This is a genomic window from Flavobacterium sp. LC2016-01 (assembly GCF_009711135.1).
Taxonomy (GTDB): domain Bacteria; phylum Bacteroidota; class Bacteroidia; order Flavobacteriales; family Flavobacteriaceae; genus Flavobacterium.
Window position 1 is genome coordinate 183,407 of sequence record NZ_WMIC01000001.1, and the last position, 23,528, is coordinate 206,934.

Here is a 23,528-nt window from a genome sequence, read left to right on the forward strand (position 1 = left end):
GTAAGTTAATAAGGATTTTCTGTTTAAGAAAAATATTATATTTGGTTACCAAGAATAATATAAATTCAAACCATTTATCAATCTATGAGAAACTTATTACTAAGCGGAATTTTATGCTGCTCATTAATTTCCATGAGTTCAGTTTATGCACAAAAAGCGGCAACGCCTAAAGAGACACCTAAATTTATTACCAATGTCGAAGGTGTTAAAGAATATTCTTTAAAAAATGGATTAAAAGTTCTTTTGATTCCTGATGCTTCACAAAGCAACATGGTGGTCAATATTGTTTACAATGTAGGTTCTCGAAATGAGGGTTATGGTGAGAAAGGAATGGCGCATTTGCTGGAACATATGCTTTTTAAAAGCACTAAAAATCTAGGAGATATTAAAAAAATGCTTTCGGATAAAGGAGGAAATGCCAACGGAACTACTTGGCTTGACCGAACAAATTATTATGAAGTTTTTCCATCAAATGATGAAAATCTGAAATGGAGTATTGAAATGGAAGCGGACAGAATGGTAAACTCTACTATTTTGCAAACCGATCTTGATAAAGAATTTTCGGTAGTAAGAAATGAGTTTGAAATTGGAGAAAATAATCCTGATCGCGTTTTGCAGGAAAGAATTGTGTCAACAGCTTACTTATGGCATAACTATGGAAATAGTACGATTGGGAGCAAAGAAGATATCGAACGCGTAAAAGCAAACACACTTCGAGTTTTTTATGAAAAATATTATCAGCCAGATAATGCAACGTTGATTGTTGCAGGAAAGTTTGATGAACAAAAAACACTGCAGTATATTGGACAGTATTTTGGAGCTGTTCCAAGACCTAAACGAGTTTTAGATAAAACCTATACAATTGAGCCGTCACAGGATGGTGAGAAATTTGTGGAGTTAAAAAGAGCAGGAGACAGTAAAAATGTAGGTGCTTTGTATCACACGGTTTCATATGCTGATAAAGATTATGCTGCACTTGATGCTTTGGGCGAAATTTTAACCGCTGATCCTTCAGGATATTTATATAAATCATTGGTTGAAACTCAAAAAGTTTCTAGTTTGTATTATTGGCAGCCAACAGTAAGAGATGCAAGTTACATGTATTTTGGATTTGCAGTAGCTAACGATAAAGATATCAAAGCCACGCAAGATGTTGTAAGAGCTGAATTAGATAAAATTACTGACATAAAATATACAGATCAGGATGTTAGCAGAGCGCAGGCAAAAATTATCAAACAAATAGAATCTATTAAAAATAATACCATTTCATTTGCCATTAATCTGACTGAAATTATTGGTTCTGGCGATTATAGATTGGGATATTTATATCGTGATGCTGTAGAAAAACTGACAAAAGAAGATATTCAACGCGTTGCAGAAAAGTACTTTAGAAGCAACAATAGAACAGTAGGTATTTTTATTCCGTCAAAAGATGAGCAGAGATTAAAACCTGTTGAATATACAAACGAACAGATTGTTGCTCTTACTAAAGATTATAAAGGAAAAGCTTTGGAAAAAGAAGTTGCGGCGTTTGAAGCCTCAATCAAAAACTTAAAACAAAATTTGACGGAGGGAAAATTAAGCAACGGTATGAAATATGGCTTGATTAAAAAAGAAATTAAAGGCGGAAAAGTACAGGCCAATTTTAGTTTTCCTGTAAGTAATGAGAAAGATTTGGATGGAAAATCTGATGTTGGCGGTATTATGGCGCAACTCTTGAAAACGGGAACAACAACAAAAAGCAAAGAACAGATTCAAGATCGTTTAGACCAATTAAAATCAAGTATTTATTTTAATTTTGATCATCAAACTTTGTCTGTTTATGTAAATACTTATAAAGAAAGTTTTAAAGAGGTGATGGGGATATTAGAAGATGTGCTTCTTAATTCAACTTTTCCGCAAAATGAATTAACTAAAACAATAGCAGAATATAATACTTATTTGGAAGGAAACTTAAACGATCCGCAATCTATTGCTTTTACAGAAATTGCAAGACAAACGACAAAATATCCAAAAGGCAGTATTTTTTACACCTCGACTACACAGGAAGAAATAGATGCTTTTAAAAATATAAAACAATCTGAAATTGTAGATTTTTATAAAAACATCCTAGGCGGAAATAATGGTGTTGGAAGTGTAGTTGGAGATTTAGATGGAAAATCAACTGGAGCAATTTTAGAAAACACATTCGGGAAATGGAATTCTAAATCGAAATATGAGCGTGCTGTTCCAACTTATTTTGAAACACAAAAATCGGATAAAGATATCATTACTCCAGACAAAGAAAATGCAGTTGCCGTAGGAAGAGTTAGTTTTAAAATGGATACAAAAAATGCGGACTACCCAGCATTTGTTATGGCAAATGAAATATTAGGAAGCGGCGGTTTTTTAAGTGCGAGAATTCCAATGAGATTAAGAGAAAAAGATGGTATAAGCTATGGCGCAGGGTCTTTTATCACGATTCCAATTACAAACGATGTGGCATCATGGAGTTATTATGCTTTTTTAAATCCAACGAAAAAGAATGCTGTTGAAACGGCTGCAAAAGAAGAAATTGCAAAAGCATTGAAAGATGGATTTACGGCGGAAGAATTAAAATCGAATTTGGTAAGCTGGCAGAACGAAAGAAAAACCAGATTAGGAACTGATAACACTTTGATGAGTTTAGTAAATACGTATTTACAGTACGGAATTCCGCTTGAAGATTATGATGATCTAGAAAACAAAGTAAAAGTCCTTAAAGTTGAAGAGGTGAATGCTGTTTTGAAAAAATACTTGAGTTTAGATAAAATGACATCAATCTATGCTGGAGATTTTAATAAAAAGTGATAAACGAATGAAATTTCAATTTTCTTAAATTCCAAATTCCAATTTGGAACTTAAAATATAAAAAGCCGAAATACATTTTAGAATGTTATTTCGGCTTTTTTGTGTGCTTAGAAAGTTTGGAATTTGGAATTTGCAGGTTTGGAATTTATAACAGCAAAGAGAATTTTTATGCTATTCCTGTTTTTGGAATTTTAAATTTTAAAAAATTGGAATTTAAATCGATAGTTCCTTTTTTAATTGGCTTTTTTTGATAATATGTTAATAACTTAAGCGCTTTAAATGGTATTTTAACGGATATATAATTTGCGTTTTTATATATTTGCGTGTTAGACAATAATTACATTTTTTTAGGATAAATTATATGAGCGAAGAAATCAAGAAGAACAATTATTCAGCAGATAGTATTCAGGCATTAGAAGGAATGGAGCACGTAAGAATGCGTCCATCGATGTATATTGGAGATGTAGGGGTTCGAGGGCTTCATCATTTGGTTTATGAGGTTGTAGATAACTCTATTGATGAGGCAATGGGAGGACATTGTGATACCATTGGTGTTGCAATTAACGAAGACGGTTCAGTAACAGTTGAGGACAACGGTCGTGGTATTCCTGTAGATTTACATAAAAAAGAAGGTGTTTCTGCACTTGAGGTGGTAATGACTAAAATTGGTGCCGGAGGTAAATTTGATAAAGATTCTTATAAAGTTTCTGGAGGTTTGCACGGTGTTGGGGTTTCGGTAGTAAATGCACTTTCGATTCATATGAAATCTACTGTTTTTAGAGATGGAAAAATCTATGAGCAGGAATATGAAAGAGGGAAATCATTATATCCGGTAAAACAAATCGGAGAAACAGATAAAAGAGGTACGCGTCAGACTTTTTACCCTGACAATACTATTTTTACTCAAACTACAGAGTTCTCTTATGATACTTTATCAGCTCGTATGCGTGAGCTTTCTTTCTTAAACAAAGGAATTACAATCACGTTTACGGATAAAAGAGAAGTTGATGAAAAAGGTGAATTCAAAAGCGAAGTTTTTCATTCTGATGAAGGTCTTAAAGAATACATCCGTTATTTAGATGGAAATCGTGAACCAATTATCTCACACGTTATCAGCATGGATAATGAAAAAGGTGAAATTCCAGTTGAAGTTGCCTTGATTTACAATACAAGTTATACAGAGAATATTTTCTCTTATGTAAATAATATTAACACTCACGAAGGAGGAACGCATTTACAAGGTTTTAGAAGTGGTTTGACAAGAACACTTAAAAAATATGCCGATGCTTCCGGAATGTTGGATAAACTGAAATTTGAAATTTCTGGGGATGACTTCCGTGAAGGTTTAACAGCGATTATTTCGGTAAAAGTTGCTGAGCCTCAATTCGAAGGACAAACGAAAACAAAACTTGGAAACAGAGAAGTAGTTTCTCCGGTTTCTCAAGCTGTTGGAGAAATGTTGGAGAATTATTTGGAAGAAAATCCAAACGACGCCCGCATCATTATTCAAAAAGTAATTTTAGCTGCTCAAGCCCGTCATGCTGCGAAAAAAGCGCGTGAGATGGTACAGCGTAAAACCGTTATGGGCGGTGGCGGATTGCCAGGAAAATTATCAGATTGTTCTGAGCAGGATCCAGCAAGATGCGAGGTTTACTTAGTCGAGGGAGATTCGGCGGGTGGAACTGCAAAACAAGGTCGTGATCGTAACTTTCAAGCAATTTTGCCGCTACGTGGTAAGATTTTGAACGTTGAAAAAGCGATGCATCACAAAGTATTCGAAAACGAAGAGATTAGAAATATCTTTACAGCTTTAGGAGTAACAGTTGGTACTGCTGAAGATAGTAAAGCATTAAACCTTGAAAAATTAAGATATCATAAGGTAATCATCATGTGTGATGCCGATGTCGATGGTAGTCACATTTCTACCTTAATATTAACGTTCTTCTTCCGTTTCATGAAAGAACTTATCGAAGAAGGACACGTTTATATTGCTGCACCGCCTTTATACTTAGTTAAAAAAGGACAAAAAAAAGAATATGCTTGGAATGATGTACAGCGTGATCAAGCTAACGAAAGGATGGGTGGAAGTGCTGCTATTCAGCGTTATAAAGGTCTTGGAGAGATGAATGCGGAGCAATTATGGGAAACTACAATGGATCCGAACTTCAGAACTTTACGTCAGGTAACTATTGACAGCCTTGCTGAGGCTGACCGTGTTTTCTCTATGTTAATGGGTGACGAAGTACCGCCTCGTAGAGAATTTATCGAGAAAAATGCAGTTTACGCAAATATTGACGCATAAAATGAAAAATTAATAATTCCAATTCGTTTAATTGTTTAAATTTACTAGACAATTAAACGAATTGTCTGTTTAAGGAATAGACAAATTAATAACCGATAAAGTATAAAATATGAAAGTTACCATTGTAGGAGCAGGAAATGTTGGAGCTACATGTGCAGATGTTATTTCTTATAGAGGAATTGCTAGCGAAGTAGTGCTGTTGGATATTAAAGAAGGTTTTGCCGAAGGTAAAGCGTTGGATATTATGCAATGTGCCACAAACACAGGTTTTAATACCAAAGTTTCGGGCGTGACCAACGATTATTCTAAAACTGCCGGCAGTGATGTAGTAGTTATTACATCAGGAATTCCAAGAAAACCAGGAATGACAAGAGAAGAATTAATAGGTATAAATGCAGGAATTGTAAAAACAGTTGCCGAAAACGTACTTAAATATTCTCCAGATACAATAATTGTTGTTGTTTCTAATCCTATGGATACAATGACCTATTTAGCATTAAAAGCAACAGGCTTGCCAAAAAACAGAATAATAGGTATGGGAGGTGCATTAGACAGCTCTCGTTTCAGAACTTATCTTTCTTTAGCGCTGGACAAACCAGCAAATGATATCTCTGCAATGGTTATTGGAGGACATGGCGATACGACTATGATTCCATTAACACGTTTAGCATCTTATAATGGAATACCGGTTTCACAATTTCTTTCAGAAGAAGTGCTTCAAAAAGTAGCTGCTGATACAATGGTTGGTGGTGCTACTTTGACAGGTTTATTAGGAACATCGGCTTGGTATGCTCCTGGAGCTTCTGTAGCATATTTGGTTGATAGTATTTTGAACGATCAGAAAAAAATGATTGCTTGCTCTGTTTTTGTAGAAGGTGAATACGGACAAAACGATATTTGTATTGGAGTACCTTGTATAATTGGTAAAAACGGGGTTGAGGAAATTGTCGATATAAATTTAAATGACCAAGAAAAGGCATTATTTTCGAAAAGTGCAGATGCAGTTCGTAACATGAATGATGCTCTAAAGTCGATTTTAGTATAATAAAAACGGTAAAAAAAAGAAAAGGCTGCACTTTTGCAGTCTTTTTTTTGAGATTAATTAATAAATAAATTGCTTAATCATTTCGAGAATTATATATTTGCTCGGTTTAAAAAAAATGTTGTAATTCGTGATCTCGATTTTTTAGTTTTAAAATCTCATGTCAGGGCTTATTTTAAGGGAATTTGGAACCAAAAACAAACAATAAAACATAATTAATTTTTAGTAATAATGCAGAATAAAGGACTTATTAAATTTTTCGCAATTCTATTTGCATTGGTAAGTATTTACCAACTTTCATTCACTTTTGTGGCAAATAATGTCAAAGGTGAGGCTAAAGCTTTTGCAGGAGATAATCCTGATAAAGAGCTAAAATATTTAGATTCTATTGGTAAAGAGAAAGTATTTGATCTTGGTTTTACAGATTATACTTACAACGAAGTAAAGAACAAACAGCTAAACAAAGGTCTTGACTTAGAAGGAGGAATCAACGTGATTCTTCAAATCTCTGTTAAAGACGTTTTAAAAGGTTTAGCAAATAATTCTAAAAATCCAGTATTTAATAAATCATTAGCTGATGCAACTGCAAATTTAGAAGGAAACAAAACGTATTTAAATAAGTTCTTTGAAGCTTTCGAAGCAAATTCAAACGGAACTGTAAAATTAGCTTCTCCAGATATCTTTGCAAACAAAAGTATGCAAGGTGAAGGCGGAATTGATTTTAAAATGTCTGATTCTGATGCTCAAAAAGTAATTAAAAGAAAAGTTGGTGAGTCTATCGAAAGTGCTTATAAAGTATTAAGAGAGCGTATCGACAAATTTGGTGTAACACAGCCAAATATTCAAAAATTAGGAGAAACAGGAAGAATCTTAGTTGAGCTTCCAGGTGCTAAAGATGTTGATAGAATCAAAAAATTATTAGGTGGAAAAGCTCAGTTAGAGTTTTGGGAAACTTTTAAAATTGAAGAAATCGGAAACTTCTTAGTAGCTTCTAATGAGGCTTTGAAAAAAACTGAAGTTAAGAAAACAGAAACTAAAACTGTTGCTAAAGATTCATTGAATGCTTTATTGACAGATGCTAAAGATTCTGTAGATACTAAAAAAGGAAACAATCCATTATTTGACAAAATGATTGGTCAAGGTGGTGGACCAGTTTTAGGATATTTTGCTCCAAAAGATACTGCAACAGTTAATGCATATTTCAAAAGAGCAGACATTAGAATTTTATTGGGTGCTGACCAACACAATGCAAAATTTGTTTGGAGTAAACCAACTACATTAAAAGATGCTAAAGGAAAAGAAGTTGAAGCAGTTGAATTATATGCTTTAAAAGGTAACAGAGATAATACTCCAGCAATGAGCGGTGGTGTTGTTACTGATGCAAAAGATACTTTTGACCAATTAGGAAAACCAGCTGTTTCTATGCAAATGAACAGCCAAGGTGCTAAAGTTTGGGAAGAATTGACAGGAAGAGCTTTCTCTCAAAAAGGATATATTGCTATTGTTTTAGATGATATCGTTTATTCTGCTCCTGGAGTTACAAGTGGACCAATTGCTGGTGGAAGATCTGAAATTACAGGTTCTTTTGACGTAGCTGAAACTAAAGATTTAGCTAACGTATTAAATGCAGGTAAATTACCAGCTTCTGCTGATATTATTCAATCAACTGTTGTTGGACCATCTTTAGGTCAGGCTGCAATTGATGCTGGAACTGTTTCATCTGTATTAGGATTCTTATTAGTTTGTTTATGGATGGTATTCTATTATGGTAAAGCTGGATGGTATGCAAACCTTGCTTTATTATTAAACTTACTTTTCTTATTCGGAATTATGGCAAGTTTTGGTTTTGTATTAACATTGCCAGGTATTGCAGGTATCGTATTAACATTAGGTACGGCGGTAGATGCGAACATCATTATATTTGAAAGAGCAAAAGAGGAATTACGTGAAGGTAAATCATTGTCTGAGGCTGTTGTAGCTTCTTACGGATGGCATGGTGCAATGCGTTCTATTATTGACGCGAACGTAACGCACGTTTTAACTGGAGCAATCTTGTTTATTTTTGGAACAGGACCAATTAAAGGTTTTGCTTTAACATTATTAATTGGTATTGTAACTTCATTGTTTACATCAATTTTTATTGCTAGAATTTTTATTGACAGAAACATTGCTGGAAAAGGTGATTTAACTTTCTCTACAAACATTACTAAAAACTGGTTTACTAATTTCCACTTTGACTTTATTAAAATCAAAAAATTCACTTATATCTTCTCATCTATTGTAGTTGTTGTGAGTTTAGTTTCTATCTTCTTCGTTAACGGATTAGACGAAGGTGTTGATTTTGTTGGAGGTAGAACTTTCCAAGTTAAATTTGAAAAACCGGTTGATGCTACAGCTATTTCAGATGAATTGTCTGCTGCTTTCGGAACTCCTGTTGAGGCTAAAGTTTTAGGTGATAATGATCAGTTGAAAATTACAACTAAATACAAAATTAAAGAAGATGGTGTTGCTATCGATGAGGAAGTAAACCAAAAGTTATATCAAGCTTTACACAAGTATTATCCAAATACTACTTACGATAAATTCATCAATTCTTTTGATGGCAAAAAAGTAGGGGTTTTACAACAGTCTAAAGTTGGAGCTTCTATCTCAGAAGATATCAAAACTAACTCTTACTGGGCGGTTCTTGGTGCTATGGCTGTTATCTTCTTATACTTAATGATTTCTTTCCGTAAATGGCAATATTCATTAGGTGCGATTGCTGCTGTTGCGCACGACGTTATCTTTGTATTAGGAATTTACTCATTATGTTATAAATTCATGCCTTTCCACATGGAAATGGATCAGCATTTTATCGCTGCGATTCTGACGGTAATTGGATATTCTATGAACGATACAGTAATTGTATTTGACAGAATTAGAGAGTTTATCATTGGTAACCGTAAAGGGACTTTTGAAGATATCGTAAATGCTTCTATTAATACTACATTATCTAGAACATTGAATACGTCATTAATGATGATCATTGTATTATTGACAATGTTTATCTTTGGTGGAGAGTCAATTAGAGGATTTATCTTCGCGATGTTAATTGGTATCGTTGTTGGAACTTATTCTTCATTATTTATCGCAACGCCAGTATTGGTTGACACGATTTCTAAAGATGATAAACACACAATCGAAGACAAACATAATAAGGCATAATTTAAACCTTAGTTTATATAGAAAAAAGATCCAGTGAAAACTGGATCTTTTTTTTTTGCTTTAATTGGTTGTATTTCGGAGAGCCATAGCTAAAGAATCAATCTCTTTGTTTCTTTGGTTCTTCTTTTGTTTTTATTATTAGAAGAAAGAAGATTAAGTGCTTATTAAGCAATCTTACTAAAACGTCTTTTGAAAACAAAAGTTGTAGTTTAGCCCCGATGGGTGCGATATCCTTTTTCCTGCTCCTTTAGCAGGGAAAAGATATAGTGGACAGCGGGACTGAAAGTTGTTTTGAAAACACTTTTATCTGCTTCAAAAAATTAAGATTAACTTGGACTATTATAATAAAAAAAACGCCCAATATTTAATATTGGGCGTTTCTGTATTTTTAAAATGTATTTTTTAAGATGTCGCTAAAGGATTTCTTTGTGCTCTAATGATAAAGAAAAGCCCGATAATGATAAAAGGGATGCTTAGCCATTGTCCGGTTGAGAAAATGCCTAATTCGTTCTCAAAACCACCTTGGCTTTCTTTTACAAATTCAACAATGAAACGCACTACGAATAAAAGAACAAGGAATAATCCGAATAATAATCCAGATTTTAGTCTTGCGTTTGTTTTCCAATATAAGAAGTATAAAGTTGCAAAGACAAAAATGTAACAGAATGCTTCGTATAATTGAGTTGGGTGTTTTGCAGGAACCTGAGCTAATAAATCAGCGAATCTTGGATCGTGTGCGATTGCATCGTAAGCTTCTTTTGGGTTTGCAATTCCGGTTTTTTCCATTGCTACATTTTTAGCGAATTTTTCATGTAAAAAACGAATTCCGAATGCAGATGTTGTTTCATGTCCGGTAATTTCAGAATTAAAGAAATTACCTAAACGTACAAAAATAGCACCGCTTGCAACTGGAATAACCACACGGTCTAAAATCCATAACAAAGGACGTTTTAAGATTTTTTTGCTGTAATAATACATTGCAATTATAATAGAAATTGCTGCACCATGACTTGCTAAACCTTGAAAACCTGTGAATTCCCAGCCTTTTATAAAACCTAAGAGTGTTTCTTGTTCATTTTCTCTAATTGGCAAAAATATCTCAACAATATGGTTTCTGAAATATTCCCAGTCATAAAAGAAAACATGTCCTAAACGTGCGCCTATTAAAGTGGCTAAAACGGTCCAAACAAATAGAGAATCTAATTTGTCAAGAGATTCATTTTCACGTTCGAAGATTTTTTTCATTATAAACCATCCCAAACCAAAAGCAATTACAAACATTAAGCTGTAATAACGAATCATAAAAAAACCTAAATTTATTCCTTCTGAAGGGTTCCAAACCAGATTTAAGGCGTGTGTCATGTAGTATTGTGTTTTTTATTAATTGTAAAAATAAATATTTAAAGCAGAGTTCCTATTTATAAAAAGTTAATGTTTGTGTGAACATTTCTTTTCGGGAACGGGATCATAACCGGTTCTTCCCCATGGATGACAGCTTAAAATTCGTTTCATTCCTAAGTAACCGCCATAAAATAATCCGTGTTTTTGCAAGGCTTCAATCATATAACTTGAGCATGTTGGCTCAAAGCGGCATGACGCTGGTGTAAACGGCGAAATGGCAGTTTGATAAAAACGGACAAGCAGTACAAATGGGTATATTAGAATTTTTGAAAACATACTATTTTAGTAATCAGTGTTCAGTTTTTTAGTATTCAGTTTAATTTGCCGTTCAAAATCCAAACCTTCTTTGTTAGTAATTAGTATTCAGTTTTTTTAGCATTCAGTTTAACTTATAGTTCAAATCTGAACACTAAAAAACTGAATACTGAACACTTTTTTTGCTAAATACTAAAAGACGTACCGTCTTTTCCGTCTTTTAGCTGAATTCCCAAAGCAATCAGCTGATCACGAATTTGATCAGAAAGAGCAAAGTTTTTATCAGCTCTGGCTTGATTTCTCATTCCGATAAGCATGTTTACAACACCTTCTAATTTATCATTGTTGCTGTCGGCGCCTTTTTCGTCGCTTAATCCAAGTACATCAAAAACAAAAGCATTAATTGCTGTGGTGAAAACTTTTAGATCTTCAGCAGAAATTGTTTCTTTTCCGTCTTTTAGCAAATTGATATAACGAACGCCTTCAAATAAATGAGCAATTAAAATTGGGGTATTGAAGTCGTCATTCATTGCATCATAACACAATTGTTTCCATGCATTAAAATCAATTGAGCTTGTTTTTCCTGCATTAATTGCCGGCAATGCATCAAGCGCTTCGATTAATCTTTTATATCCTTTTTCGGCAGCTGTTATCGCATCATCAGAAAAGTCTAAAATGCTTCTGTAATGTGCCTGAAGCATGAAAAATCTCGTTACCGATGCAGAAAATGCTTTGCTTAAGATTGTGTTGTCTCCGCTTAAAATTTCACCTGGCAATATATTATTTCCGGTTGATTTTGCCATTTTTTTGCCGTTTAAAGTAAGCATATTGGCATGCATCCAGTAATTTACAGGCGATTGTCCTGTGCAGGCTTCGTTTTGAGCGATTTCGCACTCGTGGTGAGGGAATTTTAAATCCATTCCACCGCCGTGAATATCAAAATGATTGCCTAAATATTTTGTACTCATTGCAGTACATTCTAAGTGCCAGCCCGGAAAACCATCGCTCCAAGGTGAAGGCCATCTCATGATATGTTCTGGTTCTGCTTTTTTCCAAAGTGCAAAATCCTGTGGATTTTTTTTGTCAGATTGTCCGTCAAGATCACGGGTATTGGCTAGCATATCTTCGATATTTCTGCCGCTTAGAATACCGTAATTATTGGTTTCATTATATTTTACAACATCAAAATAAACGGATCCATTGGCCACATAACCAATTCCAGTATCTATGATTTTTTTGATGATTTCGATTTGTTCAATAATGTGACCTGTTGCAGTTGGTTCAATGCTTGGCGGTAAAAAGTTAAAAGCTTTTAAAATGTCATGAAAATCTACAGTATATCGCTGTACAACTTCCATTGGTTCTAATTGTTCTAAGCGTGCTTTTTTTGCAATTTTATCTTCGCCTTCGTCAACATCATCTACAATATGGCCAACATCGGTAATATTACGAACGTAACGAACTTTATAATCCAGATGTAAAAAATACCTGAAAATTACGTCAAAAGACATAAAAGTTCGCACATTTCCTAAATGCACATTGCTATAAACCGTTGGTCCGCAAACATACATTCCAACATTTCCTTCATGGATTGGTTTGAAATTTTCTTTTTCACCCGAAAGTGAATTGTATATTTTTAAGGGTTGACTGTTATATAGTGGCATATTGTTTTAATTGTTTTTTTAGGAGCTATTCCTGCTGTCCGCTGTATCTTTTATGGTGAACCCCACCATAAAAGGATGCCGCTTCCATCAGGGCTAGATCATAAATATAATAGAAATATCGTAAAAAATTAGAACTGAGTTTCTAGTTTAATGTAATCAAGAAATTCTCTTTTTGTTTGAGGATCTTTGAATTTTCCGCCGAATTCAGATGTTACAGTACTGCTTTCGATATCTTTAATTCCTCTAGAGTTTACACAAAGGTGTTTTGCATCAATAACGCAGGCAACATCTTCAGTCCCTAATGCTTTTTGAAGTTCCTGAACAATCTGCATGGTTAAACGCTCCTGAACCTGAGGTCTTTTTGCATAATATTCAACAATACGGTTCATTTTTGATAAACCAATAACTCTTCCGCTTGAAATATAAGCAACGTGAGCGCGCCCGATAATTGGCAGTAAATGGTGTTCACAGGTAGAATAAACGGTAATGTTTTTTTCAACTAACATTTCACCGTATTTGTAATTGTTGTCAAAAGTAGAAGCTTTTGGCTGTTTTGCAGGGTTTAAACCTCCAAAAATTTCTTTTACAAACATTTTAGCTACTCGGTTTGGAGTACCTTTTATGCTGTCATCTGTCAAATCCATTCCAAGTGTCTGCAGAATGTTTTCAACATCTTTTTTTATTTTTTCTATTTTTTCTTCATCAGTTATGTCAAAAGCATCCGCTCTAAGAGGGTTTTTTGCATTACTGCTGAAATGACTGTCACCTATTTCGTCTAAAAAATCTTCGTTGTTTATCATTAAAAACTACTATTATAATGGGTATATCTTTTTAAGGGGGTAAAGATAATTAATAAATAGGAAACCTTTTCTATGGTTTTTATTATTTAATCGATCCTTTTTGGATATAATTTAAAATTGATGCAAAAAACAAAAGACAATAACGAAAATGGTTATTGTCTTTTGAAAGTTTAAGTTTAGTTTATTTTATCTATTGTTGTATGCCAGTAAAGCCTCTTTTAAGATGTTTACTGCTGTAATTAGATCTTTTTTGTTTAAAACGTAAGCAATTCGAACCTGATTTAATCCCATTCCTGGAGTCGAATAAAATCCTTTTGCTGGCGCAATCATTACAGTTTCACCGTTTAGGTTGTAGCTTTCTAAAAGCCATTGTGCAAAATCATCTGAATCTGCAATTGGTAATTGGGCAATGCAGTAAAAAGCACCTTTTGGTTTAGTTACAATAACGCCGTCAATTTTATTTAATTCGGTAATTAAAGTGTCGCGGCGCTCTTTATATTCGGCAATAACTTCATCAAAATAACTTTGAGGAGTGTCAATAGCAGCTTCGCAGGCAATCTGTTCAATTGTCGGCGGACTTAAACGCGCTTGCGCAAATTTCATTACTGTTGCTAGAACCTCTTTATTTTTAGTAACCAAACAGCCAATTCTTGCGCCGCACATACTGTAGCGTTTTGAAACAGAGTCAACCATAATAACGTTTTGCTGCACATCTTCTAAATTCATTACTGAATAATGCACATCATCACCGTCGTATAAAAATTCACGATATACTTCGTCAGCAATTAAATACAAATCATGCTTTTTGATTAAGCCTGCTAATTGTTTAATTTCTGCTTCAGAATATAAGTATCCAGTCGGATTTCCAGGATTGCAAATCAGAATGGCTTTTGTTTTTGGTGTAATTAATTTTTCAACTTCCTCAATGCTTGGCAATGCAAATGCCGTTTCTATAGTCGAAACTAATGGAACTACAGTTGCACTAGTTGAAGATGCAAATGCATGATAATTAGCATAGAAAGGTTCTGGAATAATAATTTCATCTCCAGGATCTGTAATTGTGGCCAGTGCAAAAAGTAAGGCTTCAGAACCACCAGTTGTTACAATGATGTCTTCTGTGTTAACGTTTACATTTTGGCGCTGGTAAAATTTTGCTAATTTTTTTCTATAGCTTTCATATCCGGCTGACGGACTGTATTCTATTAGAGTTAAGTCAATATTTTTTACCGCCTCGATGGCCACTTCGGGTGTCTTGATATCCGGTTGACCAATGTTTAAGTGATACACCTTGTGTCCTTTTTTCTTTGCTAAATCTGCAAAAGGAGCCAGCTTGCGTATCGGAGATTCAGGCATGTTTCTGCCTTTGTGTGAAATTGTTGGCATGAGTATAAATTATTGAAGTGCAAATTTGCATTTTTTTTTCGAATTTAACGTAAACATTATGAGGTGTTATCGAAATGTAACAATTATCAATATTTTTATTAATTTTATATTAAAATATTAGCAATGAAAAAATATTTCATGTTGTTTTTTGGGCTTTTGGTATCTTTTAACATTTGGGCTCAAGATGATTTTTTGATACAGGGTCATTCCAGTAAGATCACAATCCCATTTAAATTGATTAATAATCTTGTTTTTATTCCGATAAAAGTAAACGGAGTTGAATTGAATTTCTTATTGGATTCAGGTGTCGAAGAAACCATCTTGTTTAGTATGGAAGAACAAAAGAAAGTCAGTTTTAATAATGTTGTAAAAGTAAAATTGAGAGGATTAGGAAGTGAAGAAGAAATCGAAGGACTAAAATCAACTAATAATGTTTTTGAAACGCATGGTATAAAATCCAGTAATCATTTGGTTTATATTATTCTGGATCAAAACTTTAACTTATCATCACATATTGGGATTCCTGTAAATGGGATAATTGGATATAAGTTTTTTAGAAACAACTTAGTCGAAATTAATTACTCAAAGAAAAGGGTTTACGTTTATCAGAATAATAATGAAGTCAGAGAGAAATTGGCTAAGAAATTCAAAGCAATCCCAATTTCAATAGAAAAATCTAAACCTTATATAACAACACAAGCAATTGTTGACAGTGTTGAGATTCCTGCGAAATTGCTAATTGATATTGGCAACAGTGATGCTTTTTGGATTTTCGAAAATAATAAAATCAAATTGCCTAAAAAAAACTTTCCTGATTTTTTAGGAAAAGGATTTAGTGGTGATATTGAAGGGCATCGGGCAAAAATTGCTAAATTTTCTATCGATGAATTTTCTTTTAAAAATCCAATTGTCTCGTTTCCAGATTCAAGTTCGATTCGAAACGTAAAAATGGTGCCAGGCCGTATAGGTTCAATAGGAGGTGAAGTTTTAAAACGTTTTACTATAGTTTTAGATTATGCCGATCAAAAGATGTATCTTAAAAAAAATAATAAATTTTCAGAACCGTTTACTTATAATAAAAGCGGTATTACGGTACAGCATAATGGATTGCAATGGGTTCAGGAAACAGTACATTTAGAAACTGTGCAAGTTGCAACAACAATGTCAGATGTTAGTGGTTACGATGGAAAAAAAGATGACAATTTTAAATATAAGTTTTCATTAAAACCAGTTTACGAAATTGTAAATATTCGGAAAAAATCTGCTGCCGAAAGGTGTGGTCTGCAAAAAGGAGATGTAATTGTCAGCATAAATAATGCGATGCCTTATAAATATTCTTTGCAGCAAATAAATAGCCTCTTAAAATCGGAGGAAGATGTCTGGATAACTCTTGAGGTTGAGCGTAATAGCTTGATACTAAAATTTAGATTTAAACTTGAAGACGAACTTTAAGAGAGGATATTTTAGAAAGTTTTTTTGGGTCATAATCAATAGAATGACTATTTTTGGAAAGTAAGTACACTTTTGTGATAAAATAATTGTTAAATTGTTTTATTGTTTACATACGTGCTCCTAATTATAATGTTTAGCCAAATATAATTTTATGGTCAAAAAATACATTAATTTCCTACGAATCATTCTTTTTTTTATTTTTTTATCTGCAATCCCAAATAAAATTTATGCACAATGTGCGGGTGATGACGGAACTTTAACGGTTTGTGATATTCCGGCAGCGAGCAGTCAGGCAATTGATTTATATGCGCATCTTACAGGTTCTCCTCTTTCTGGTGGCGTTTGGACAGATGTTGATGGTACTGGTGGTTTAGATGTAGATACTGGAATTTTAAATGCACAGCAGATTCGCCAAAGTGGTACTTTCAGATATCTTTATACAGTTGACGGAATTGGTCTTTGTCCTGATAATACGGCAACAGTTACGGTAACCATTGGTGGCTATTCTGGAGTGACTTCTCCAAATGTTTCTGTCTGCAGTGCAGTTGGTGAGTTTAATCTTTTTTCTGCTTTTAACGGAGTATATATTAGTCCACACTCAAATGGACAATGGCATAATGATACTACAAATCAAAATGTAAGAGCTATTGTGAATGTTTCAGATATGCAGGGAACTTTTCAGTACACATACACTATGCCTGCAATAGGAACTTGTCCAGCTATGTCTTCGACTGCGGTTGTAACCATTTTTAGGGCACCTAAATCTGGTACTGGTCAAACGCTGCGATTGTGTGCAAGCGACGGTTTGTCAGCTTATACGGATTATGATTTAAATAATCTGATTTCTGGACAAGATGCTGGAGGAACATGGACTGAAGCTAGTAATACCGGCGAGCTGACTTATCTAGGCGATCATTTTGTTAATGTTCAGAGAATTTACACGAATCGTGGAAAAGGAAGCTATAGTTATAATTATACAGTAAAATCTAATAATCCAATTTGTTCAGATGAGCAGACAACTGTTCGAATCGTTTTGGAGGAAAAACTTGATTTTACAGGCGCAGAACTTAAAATTGTTGATAACAATATATGTGAAACAGCAATACCTACAGCCACATATACAGCCACAATTAAAAAAGGAGCAGCTGCGATACCAAATGGTGATTATAATGTTTCATTTACGGTTTCCGGGCCAAACGGCGGAAGTGAAACAGTGCCAGGAAACTTTATTAATGGTATTTTTGTTTTCCCTTTAAAATCAGATTATTTTCAAAAAGTTGGTAACTACACTGTAACAGTTACAAATATATATGACACAAATAGTGTTAGAGCATGTCGAAACATAATTAACAATCTTTCAGAAGTTGTAAAAATATTCCCAATTCCAGATTTGGCAGGTGCAAAAATACCACCTGTAAGCACCTGTCAAAATACAATTACTGAAGTTACAATTAAGGATGCTGTAAAAATTGTTGATGGAACTTATGATATTCTTTACAACATTTCCGGTGCTAATAATGCTTCATCTCAAACAGCATCTGCTACTTTTTCTGGAGGTAATGCAATTTTTTATATTCCTGCAATTTTAAGTTCACAGAGCGGAAGCGGAACCATTCAAATTGTTAAAATCACTCATACAGTTTCTGGTTGTACAAATTCATCTAATGTGTCAGGCGATATTACCGTAAACCCTTTGCCTAATACTTCAAATTTAAGAATACAAGTTGCACCAGTTTGTTTTGGATCTGTTGTTACAGCTTCGGTTACGGGCTTAGGAACTTTGACAGATGTTACTTTGTCATACACACTTTCTGGAGCTAATACTGCGACAGTACAAACAATTGCGTTGTCTCCAGTAAGCGGAAATGCAAGTTTTGTTATTCCTGCTGCTCTGCTTGTCAATACTGGTTCAACGACAATTAGAGTTTCTAATTTAAAAAATAATATTACGAGCTGTGAGAGCGCTGTAACTGGTATTGCAGCAACATTTGCAATAAATCCTATTCCAGTTGCGCCAACAGTTGCTGACCAATCTTTTTGCAAGTCTGATAATGCTATTATTGGTAATTTGGTACCAAATGGAACACAGTTTAAATGGTATAATTCACCAACATTGACAACACCTCTTGCAAATACTTATGTGCTTAAAAGTGAAACGTATTATGTTACCGAAACTACTTTATCATGTACTTCTGCTGCAACAATGTTTAAGGTTGTCATTAGAGATACTCCTGCACCTGAATTAAATACAGATGGTCAGAATTTTTGCGGTTTAGATGCTCCAACACTTGCTAATTTATCAAATAATACAAATGTCCCATCTTCTGTAGTTTGGTATGATGCGCCTAAAGGAGGAACGCTTTTGCCTGCTTCAACTCTTTTAGTCGATAAAAAAAAATATTACGGATTTGACTTTTCGACCACCGAAAATTGTCTTTCTTATGAAAGCCTGGAAGTTGTTGTTTCATTAACCGATTGCGATACTGTACCACCTGATTTCTTTATTCCTGACGGATTTTCTCCAAATGGTGATGGAATAAATGACACTTTCGTGATACCTAACATTGATTTTTTATTTCCTGATTATTATCTGCAAATTTTCAATAGATACGGAAACAGAATGTACGAAGGATTTAAAGACAAAGCAGGTTGGGATGGTACCAACTGGCAGACAGGCGGATTTGCTCATGGAATAGCGCCAAACGGAGTTTATTTTTATACGCTTCAATTTAATAAAGGCAATAAACCTCCAATTCAAGGACGCCTTTATTTAAACCGATAATTCCATTTTGCAATATTTTAATATAATTCAAATGAAAAAAATAATACTCTACATAACTTTTCTCTTTTGCTTTACGACTGTTTCTGCACAACAGGATCCTGAATATACACACTATATGTACAATATGAGTGTTGTAAATCCGGCCTATGCAACTGGAACTCCTTTAATGATGAATTTTGGAGGATTATACAGAACCCAATGGGTTGGGGCAGTAGGAGCGCCAAAAACCTTTACTTTTTTTGGACATACTGCTTTATCTGAAAAAGTTGAAGTGGGTCTTTCATTGATTTCTGATGATATTGGCGATGGTGCAAAAAAGGAGAATAATATTTATGCTGATTTTGCCTATGTATTGAATTTAGGGGGAAAAAATAAACTTTCACTGGGTTTAAAAGCGGGAGTTTCATCAATGCAGACTAATTTTAACGGATTTAAATTTAGCGATCCTGCAACTGATTTTGCTTTTTCGGAAAATATAAATGCAACGAAACCTAATATTGGTGTCGGAGCTTATTATTTTAGAGATAATTTATATATCGGATTTTCTGCTCCAAATTTGATAAAATCTAAATATATCGAAGAAAAATCAGGAGTAAATGCTTTTGGTTCAGAAGAAATACACATGTTTTTTACCGGAGGATATGTTTTTCAAATCAATGATAATTTGAAATTCAAACCAGCTTTTATGACAAGATTTGTAAAAGCAGCTCCTGTTTCTATTGATTTGAGTGCGAATATTTTGTACAACGAAAAGTTTGAGCTTGGTGCGGCATACAGAATCGATGATTCGGTAAGTGCTTTGTTTAATTTTAATGTTACGCCATCGCTTAGAGTTGGTTATGCCTACGATTATACACTTTCAAATTTAGGTCAGTTTAATTCAGGGACGCATGAAATTATGCTTCTGTTCGATTTAGATTTATTAGGTAAAGGATACGATAAATCCCCTAGATTCTTTTAAAATGAAAAATATGAAAAAACTCCTAGTTATTATATTCGTATTTTCAATACAATTTATAAACGCCCAAGATAAAGAATTGGCCAGAGCCAAACGATTCTTTGATAAAACATATTATGCCGAATCGATTATTCTGTATGAAAAATTAGCTGAAGAAAATCCTTCACAGGAAGTAATTAAAAACCTGGCAGACTCTTATTATTATAGCAATAATTTAGTGAAAGCACAGCGTTATTATAGGTTGTTATTTCAAAATTATAATAAGGATTTAAATCGTGAATATTATTTTAGATACGCTCAGACCTTAAAAGCAACCAATAGTTATGCCGATGCAAATGCGGCGCTGAAACAATATTATGCTTCTTCGACTACCAGCAAAGATTCTGTTTATTTTCAAAAAGAACTGAAAGAACTTGAAAATGTTTCGGCAATAGGAAACCGATTTGAAATAAAAAATCTGGCTTTAAACACACCAAATTCTGAATTTGGAGCTGTTAAATACAACGATAATTTGGTTTTTGCTGCCGTAAAATTGAAACCGGGATTATTTGATAAAAAGTTTAAATGGGACAATGAAACGTATTTAAATTTAGTTGCTGTTCCTTTAAATGAAATCAATGCAGCTGAACCAAACATTAATTACTTTGCTTCAGAGTTAAAAACAGGAATGCACGAATCAAATGCAGTTTTTACAAAAGATGGAAAAACGGTTTATTTTACCCGAAACAATTCAAAAAATAAAACAAGAAAAACAAACGATCAGAAAGTTTCGAATCTTCAAATTTTCAAAGCCGAATTAGTTGATGGAAAATGGACAAATGTTATATCGCTTCCGTTCAATAGTCCAAATTATTCGGTGGAACATCCAGCTTTGAGTGTTGACGAAAAAGTGTTGTATTTTTCTTCGGATATGCCTGGATCTGTTGGCTCTTTTGATATTTATTCGGTGAACATTAATAAAGGCGCATTTGACACTCCAAAGAATTTAGGGCCAATTGTCAATACCGATAAAAGAGAACAGTTTCCTTTTGTGGCTGCTGATAATAAACTTTATTTTTCTTCAGATGGACATTTAGGTTACGGATCGCTTGATGTTTTTGTTTCAGAAATTAACGGAAATGAATATTCTGAACCCGTAAATATCGGATTGCCTCTAAATTCTAATTTAGATGATTTTTCTTTTTATATTGATGTAAATACCAAAGAAGGTTTTTTTGCTTCAAATAGAGAAGGCGGAAAAGGAAGCGACGATATTTATCAATTTAAAGAAACAAAAGAATTAATTGTTGAAGACTGTAAACAGTTTATTGCTGGAACAATTACGGATGTTGATACAAATTTAGCACTAGAAAATGCAACAGTAATGCTGCAGGATGCTGATAAAAAAACATTGAATACCATTACAACTTTGGCAGACGGGAAATTCAGTTTTACAGTTGCCTGTGAAAGTATTTATACAGTGGTTGCTTTTAAAGAAAAATACACCAACGAATCTAAAACACTGACCATCGGAAAAATTAGAAATGTTACTAACGACGGTTCATTGGCACTTAAATCTTTAGAAGCAATTAAATTAGAAGAAAAACAACTTGCCGAAAACAAAAGGAAACAGGAACTTATTTTAGAAGAAGAAAATAAGAAAAAAGAAGCATTGGCAATTATTGCTTTAAATGAAGCAGCGAAAAAAGCAAAAGCTGATGAAATAAAAGCGGAAGAAGTCAAGAAAAAAGAGAAAGTAACGGAGATTTTAAAACAGGAAAAAGATGTTGTAAAAGACGATAAGGACCGATTAATTATCAAAACAGATCCTATTTATTTTGATTACAATATGTGGTATATCCGTAAAGAATCAAAAGTTGTTTTGGGCAGAGTAGTAGCTTTGATGAACAAATATCCAGGAATGGTCATCGAGATTGGTTCTCATACAGACTCTAGAGGAAATGCTAAATTTAATGAAGAACTGTCTCAAAAAAGAGCAAACTCGACAAGAGAGTTTATAATCCAGTCGGGAATAAACGCTAGTCGAGTTTCGGCCAAAGGTTATGGAGAATCGGTGCCAATTATAAAATGCAAAACAGACGATGCCTGTTCAGAAGAAGACCACGAATTAAACAGAAGATCAGAATTTGTAATTAAGAAACTGTAGATTTTCTAAAAAACATAAATTTAATTAAGAAGCCTTTTTTTTGGCTTCTTTTTTATTTAATTTTATAAAATAACCGTATCAAAATAAAATATCAAATTATGAAAAAATTAGCCTTATCATGTTTGCTTATTACTTGCATTGGATTCCAAAGCTGTAAAAATGAAGAAAAACAAAAAGAAATTGAAGCAGCAAAAGCCGAAGGCGAAAAGGTTGTCAGCAGTGAATGTTATCAGGCAATTTATGAAAAAGACACGCTTCAGTTAAAGTTAAATACTTTAAAGAATGGGAAAATAGCTGGAAATATGATCATGAAAGTGGCTCAGGCGACAGAAACAACCGGTGAGATTGCTGGAGAATTTCACGGAGATACTTTGTTTGCTGATTACACTTTTGTTGAAGTAACCAATAAAAACAAAACGTTCAAAAACCCAATGGCATTTTTAAAACGAGACAAAAAGCTTATTTTAGGAAAGGGAGAGATGCAGACTACAATGGGAGTTACCTATTTGCTAAAAGACAAACCAATCGATTTTGACCGTGTAAAATATAAATTTGACAGTGCAGAATGCGCTGATAAAAAATAAAGAAGATTTTGCGTTTAACGATCTTTTTCAAAGTTCTAAACTTTGACAAAGATTTGACAATGCTGAAATAAAAAAGCCGTTTCTAAATTTCAGAAACGGCTTTTTGTATTTTAAGATTTTAATTTATTTATAAAACTTCACCTTTAATTTTTAAGGCTACTCTTCCGTCAGGATAGTTGACAGCATTGGTTTCAACCGTAATCGTTTTACGGATTGGGCCGGAAGTCATATTGTATTTAACGTCAATTTTTCCTTTTTTGCCAGGCTGTATAGCATCGGCAGGTTTAGTAACTACGATAGAACTTACGGTTGATTCAGCACCTGTAATTACCAGTGGGGCATCGCCGGTATTGGTGAATTCAAAAGAGCGGACTCCGTTATCACCTTTAGAAATTTTTCCATAATCAATAGTATTGTCTTGGGCTGCAAATTCAATTTTTGGGCCGTTTTGCGCATAACCGATTGCAGAAAACAATACGATTGCAATAAAAGAGGCAACATTTTTCATTTGAAATTATTTTAAATTGTAAGTAAATATACATTCTTTTAATTAACACACAAATTAATAATTCGCTTTTTATAGTGTCTTTAATTATTTACTTTTGCTGTCAGTTATAATTACAAAAATTGAACCAAATTTTTGTTTAACTGTTTAATCGTTTATTTGTTTAATCGTAATGATGGATTTGTAAATGATGTTTTTAAAACAGAAAAACAATTAAATGA

15 protein-coding genes are annotated in these 23,528 nt (G+C 33.6%); 9 read left to right on the forward strand and 6 right to left on the reverse strand.

From position 1 onward, the window contains the following. The first annotated feature begins 84 nt into the window (after positions 1–84). From GKZ88_RS00845 to secDF, 4 genes are all read left to right on the forward strand, one after another. Complete coding sequence (locus GKZ88_RS00845; protein ID WP_155100511.1) at positions 85–2,829, forward strand: pitrilysin family protein; 2,745 nt, start codon at positions 85–87, stop codon at positions 2,827–2,829. Between the two features lie 361 nt (positions 2,830–3,190). Beyond that, positions 3,191–5,131, forward strand: coding sequence for a DNA topoisomerase (ATP-hydrolyzing) subunit B (gyrB, locus tag GKZ88_RS00850; RefSeq protein ID WP_155100512.1), 1,941 nt, complete (start codon positions 3,191–3,193; stop codon positions 5,129–5,131). Between the two features lie 109 nt (positions 5,132–5,240). Continuing rightward, positions 5,241–6,176, forward strand: coding sequence for a malate dehydrogenase (gene mdh, locus GKZ88_RS00855; protein ID WP_155100513.1), 936 nt, complete (start codon positions 5,241–5,243; stop codon positions 6,174–6,176). A 228-nt stretch (positions 6,177–6,404) separates the two neighbouring features. Continuing rightward, positions 6,405–9,377 carry a protein translocase subunit SecDF gene (gene secDF, locus GKZ88_RS00860; RefSeq protein ID WP_155100514.1) on the forward strand — a complete coding sequence of 991 codons (2,973 nt, stop codon included), beginning with the start codon at positions 6,405–6,407 and terminating at the stop codon, positions 9,375–9,377. Between the two features lie 402 nt (positions 9,378–9,779). Here secDF and lgt read toward each other — a convergent pair whose 3' ends face one another. The 5 genes from lgt to GKZ88_RS00885 form a co-directional block, all read right to left on the reverse strand. Then, on the reverse strand, positions 9,780–10,739 hold the full coding sequence (gene lgt / locus GKZ88_RS00865) for a prolipoprotein diacylglyceryl transferase (RefSeq protein ID WP_155100515.1): 960 nt from the start codon (positions 10,737–10,739) through the stop codon (positions 9,780–9,782). Between the two features lie 66 nt (positions 10,740–10,805). Then, a complete protein-coding gene (gene yidD, locus GKZ88_RS00870; protein ID WP_155100516.1) occupies positions 10,806–11,054 on the reverse strand; it encodes a membrane protein insertion efficiency factor YidD in 249 nt (82 codons plus the stop codon). Between the two features lie 164 nt (positions 11,055–11,218). Further along, positions 11,219–12,697 (reverse strand): cysteine--tRNA ligase, encoded by a 1,479-nt coding sequence (cysS, locus tag GKZ88_RS00875; protein WP_155100517.1) that lies wholly within the window; start codon positions 12,695–12,697, stop codon positions 11,219–11,221. Positions 12,698–12,825: 128 nt separating this feature from the next. Next, on the reverse strand, positions 12,826–13,497 hold the full coding sequence (gene folE, locus GKZ88_RS00880; RefSeq protein WP_133525116.1) for a GTP cyclohydrolase I FolE: 672 nt from the start codon (positions 13,495–13,497) through the stop codon (positions 12,826–12,828). A gap of 186 nt (positions 13,498–13,683) precedes the next feature. Continuing rightward, entirely contained in the window at positions 13,684–14,880 is a 1,197-nt protein-coding gene (locus GKZ88_RS00885; RefSeq protein WP_155100518.1) for a pyridoxal phosphate-dependent aminotransferase, read from the reverse strand. A gap of 123 nt (positions 14,881–15,003) precedes the next feature. On the opposite strand from GKZ88_RS00885, the gene GKZ88_RS00890 reads away from it, so the two are divergent. The 5 genes from GKZ88_RS00890 (at position 15,004) to GKZ88_RS00910 (ending at position 22,802) form a co-directional block, all read left to right on the forward strand. After that, the gene (locus GKZ88_RS00890; protein ID WP_155100519.1) at positions 15,004–16,332 is read left to right on the forward strand and encodes a PDZ domain-containing protein; all 1,329 of its coding nucleotides are present in this window, start codon (positions 15,004–15,006) and stop codon (positions 16,330–16,332) included. A 151-nt stretch (positions 16,333–16,483) separates the two neighbouring features. Next, on the forward strand, positions 16,484–19,114 hold the full coding sequence (locus tag GKZ88_RS00895; protein ID WP_155100520.1) for a gliding motility-associated C-terminal domain-containing protein: 2,631 nt from the start codon (positions 16,484–16,486) through the stop codon (positions 19,112–19,114). Positions 19,115–19,145: 31 nt separating this feature from the next. Further along, positions 19,146–20,075, forward strand: coding sequence for a type IX secretion system membrane protein PorP/SprF (locus GKZ88_RS00900; protein WP_155100521.1), 930 nt, complete (start codon positions 19,146–19,148; stop codon positions 20,073–20,075). Positions 20,076–20,085: 10 nt separating this feature from the next. Beyond that, the gene (locus GKZ88_RS00905) at positions 20,086–22,218 is read left to right on the forward strand and encodes an OmpA family protein (protein ID WP_155100522.1); all 2,133 of its coding nucleotides are present in this window, start codon (positions 20,086–20,088) and stop codon (positions 22,216–22,218) included. A 98-nt stretch (positions 22,219–22,316) separates the two neighbouring features. Further along, positions 22,317–22,802 carry a hypothetical protein gene (locus GKZ88_RS00910; RefSeq protein ID WP_155100523.1) on the forward strand — a complete coding sequence of 162 codons (486 nt, stop codon included), beginning with the start codon at positions 22,317–22,319 and terminating at the stop codon, positions 22,800–22,802. Positions 22,803–22,929: 127 nt separating this feature from the next. On the opposite strand, the gene GKZ88_RS00915 is transcribed toward GKZ88_RS00910, so the two are convergent. Continuing rightward, positions 22,930–23,310 carry a DUF1573 domain-containing protein gene (locus GKZ88_RS00915; RefSeq protein WP_155100524.1) on the reverse strand — a complete coding sequence of 127 codons (381 nt, stop codon included), beginning with the start codon at positions 23,308–23,310 and terminating at the stop codon, positions 22,930–22,932. Between the last annotated feature and the right edge of the window lie 218 nt (positions 23,311–23,528).

What these genes read in the sequence shown, in the direction of transcription:
- folE (WP_133525116.1), bottom strand. Translation starts at nt 13,497, where the DNA reads ATGATAAACAACGAAGATTTTTTAGACGAAATAGGTGACAGTCATTTC.
- cysS (WP_155100517.1), bottom strand. Translation starts at nt 12,697, where the DNA reads ATGCCACTATATAACAGTCAACCCTTAAAAATATACAATTCACTTTCG.
- GKZ88_RS00885 (WP_155100518.1), bottom strand. Translation starts at nt 14,880, where the DNA reads ATGCCAACAATTTCACACAAAGGCAGAAACATGCCTGAATCTCCGATA.
- GKZ88_RS00890 (WP_155100519.1), top strand. Translation starts at nt 15,004, where the DNA reads ATGAAAAAATATTTCATGTTGTTTTTTGGGCTTTTGGTATCTTTTAAC.
- GKZ88_RS00895 (WP_155100520.1), top strand. Translation starts at nt 16,484, where the DNA reads ATGGTCAAAAAATACATTAATTTCCTACGAATCATTCTTTTTTTTATT.
- lgt (WP_155100515.1), bottom strand. Translation starts at nt 10,739, where the DNA reads ATGACACACGCCTTAAATCTGGTTTGGAACCCTTCAGAAGGAATAAAT.
- mdh (WP_155100513.1), top strand. Translation starts at nt 5,241, where the DNA reads ATGAAAGTTACCATTGTAGGAGCAGGAAATGTTGGAGCTACATGTGCA.
- GKZ88_RS00900 (WP_155100521.1), top strand. Translation starts at nt 19,146, where the DNA reads ATGAAAAAAATAATACTCTACATAACTTTTCTCTTTTGCTTTACGACT.
- GKZ88_RS00915 (WP_155100524.1), bottom strand. Translation starts at nt 23,310, where the DNA reads ATGAAAAATGTTGCCTCTTTTATTGCAATCGTATTGTTTTCTGCAATC.
- secDF (WP_155100514.1), top strand. Translation starts at nt 6,405, where the DNA reads ATGCAGAATAAAGGACTTATTAAATTTTTCGCAATTCTATTTGCATTG.
- GKZ88_RS00905 (WP_155100522.1), top strand. Translation starts at nt 20,086, where the DNA reads ATGAAAAAACTCCTAGTTATTATATTCGTATTTTCAATACAATTTATA.
- yidD (WP_155100516.1), bottom strand. Translation starts at nt 11,054, where the DNA reads ATGTTTTCAAAAATTCTAATATACCCATTTGTACTGCTTGTCCGTTTT.
- GKZ88_RS00845 (WP_155100511.1), top strand. Translation starts at nt 85, where the DNA reads ATGAGAAACTTATTACTAAGCGGAATTTTATGCTGCTCATTAATTTCC.
- gyrB (WP_155100512.1), top strand. Translation starts at nt 3,191, where the DNA reads ATGAGCGAAGAAATCAAGAAGAACAATTATTCAGCAGATAGTATTCAG.
- GKZ88_RS00910 (WP_155100523.1), top strand. Translation starts at nt 22,317, where the DNA reads ATGAAAAAATTAGCCTTATCATGTTTGCTTATTACTTGCATTGGATTC.